The organism is Nostoc sp. 2RC (genome assembly GCF_014222165.1).
Lineage (GTDB): Bacteria > Cyanobacteriota > Cyanobacteriia > Cyanobacteriales > Nostocaceae > Nostoc > Nostoc linckia.
In genome coordinates this window covers 1-1,917 of the sequence record NZ_JACKZU010000658.1, presented here as the reverse complement: position 1 = coordinate 1,917, position 1,917 = coordinate 1, and the positions used below count along the sequence as shown (strand labels likewise).

The window sequence follows — 1,917 nt, the reverse complement described above, 5'->3', positions numbered from 1 at the left end:
TCCTCCCACACCTCCCACACCTCCCACACCTCCTGCTTGCCCCATGCCCCATGCGCCATGCCCCATGCGCCATGCCCCATGCCCAATGCCCAACACTATAAGCGCGAAACAAACCCGATCGCTCCCCCTGCTAACACTAACCAAGCAGAGTTGATTTTGAATCGAAACACAGCGATCGCACTCACAATTGCCAGAGTAATTGTTAACCAATCAACCAATGCGGCTCGTCCTAATGTGTAGGTAACTCCCGCCATTAAACCTAAAGAAGCCGCATTCACGCCATCTAAAAATCCACTTGCCCAAGGAGATTGACGTAACTTAGAAACCCAAGGATTAACTATCCACACGAGGATAAAAGCTGGTAAAAAAATACCAATGGTACCAGCGATCGCCCCCGCATTTCCCGCTAATAAATAGCCGATAAATGTGGCGGTAGTAAAAACGGGGCCCGGTGTAAATTGCCCAATGGCCACAGCATCTAAAAGCTGTTGGGACGTAAGCCACTGGTTACGCTCAACTAATTCCCGTTGCAGAAATGCCAGCAATACGTAACCACTGCCGTAAAGAACGCAGCCAATTTTCAGAAAGAAGACAAACACATTCATCCAACTAACTGATGTGACTGCTGTTGTACTACCAACCTGAGCAAAAACACCTGAAAATGGCAATAGGAATGCTGCTTTTATATTTCCTCTACTTTGCCAATTCTTCAGTAGCATCACTGCCGCACCTAGCAAAATCAGCACTAAAATTTCATTTAGTTGAGCAAAATAGGCGGTAATCGCTGCTAACCCTGCAATAATTGTCGGTAAATCTTTGGCTGCCTTTTTGCCCAGATTCCATACAGCCTGAAGCACCACGGCAATAATTACAGGTTTGATTCCATAGAGCAACCATTCCACTTGGGGAATAGTTTGATAGCGAGCATAGATGACAGCTAATATCCATACGATGAGCATTGCAGGCAAAATAAAGCAACTTCCCGCAACCAGTAAACCGCGCCATCCGGCTCGTTCGTAGCCAATATGAATTGCTAATTCCGTTGAATTGGGGCCTGGAATCAAATTTGTAATCCCCAATAAATCTAGCAACTTCTCCCGGCTCATCCACTGACGGCGATTCACCACTTCATTGTCCATCATGGCAATATGGGCAGCAGGGCCACCAAAGGCGATCGTCCCCAATCGCAAAAAAACGATTGCCAGTTCCGTTAATCGCTGCTTCTGCTGTCTGGGAGTCAGGGTATTATCGGATTTCTGGATATCCTCAGCTTCCTGAGTCACTGTGATTTTCCTGATTTAATGATGTTGATAGCATTAATGTATCGAAATTCGATATCGTAAATCTATATATTCAGAAGTGAATTCATGCTACCATGCCCTTGACTAATAAATACGGTAAATCAATCGATATTATGGAGTATACATGAGTGATATTAAAAAAGTCAGCGATGAGTATTCCGCAGGTGGACAGCCAACCCCAGAGACACTAAAACAGCTTGCGGAAGAGGGGTACAAGTCTGTGGTTAATTTGCGTAGACGCGTAGCGGCTTGTCGTCAGACATCGCTTGATGAAGTTGGAGCATTAGTAGACGAACAGCAACAGGCTCAAGCCGTGGGGCTTGAATATGTCAACGTTCCACTCAAACCAAGCCAAACAAACGACAACTCCACAGCCAAAGTTCTCTCAGAACTACAGCAATTGCCTACTCCGGTATATTTTCATTGTGGTGCAGGCGGACGAGCCAGCGCTCTAGCCCTCATAGCCTTTGCAACCCAACATTAACTCAACCGCCAACAAGTTTTAGCAAAAGCAAAAGAACTTGACATCAATCCAGAACAAGTTCATCTCAAACAGTTTTTAGAAAATCTTGAGTAGGGAGTGGGGAGTGGTGACTGTTGACTGAGGGATTAAGAG

The 1,917-nt window shown here is 45.6% G+C and carries 2 protein-coding genes; one reads left to right on the top strand and one right to left on the bottom strand.

Translation table 11 applies throughout. The annotated features are described in order from the left end of the window. Positions 1–95: 95 nt before the first annotated feature. The gene (locus GNE10_RS34215) at positions 96–1,283 is read right to left on the bottom strand and encodes a chromate transporter (protein ID WP_185570464.1); all 1,188 of its coding nucleotides are present in this window, start codon (positions 1,281–1,283) and stop codon (positions 96–98) included. A 142-nt stretch (positions 1,284–1,425) separates the two neighbouring features. On the opposite strand from GNE10_RS34215, the gene GNE10_RS34210 reads away from it, so the two are divergent. Beyond that, positions 1,426–1,785 carry a fused DSP-PTPase phosphatase/NAD kinase-like protein gene (locus tag GNE10_RS34210; RefSeq protein ID WP_260447148.1) on the top strand — a complete coding sequence of 120 codons (360 nt, stop codon included), beginning with the start codon at positions 1,426–1,428 and terminating at the stop codon, positions 1,783–1,785. Positions 1,786–1,917 lie beyond the last annotated feature (132 nt).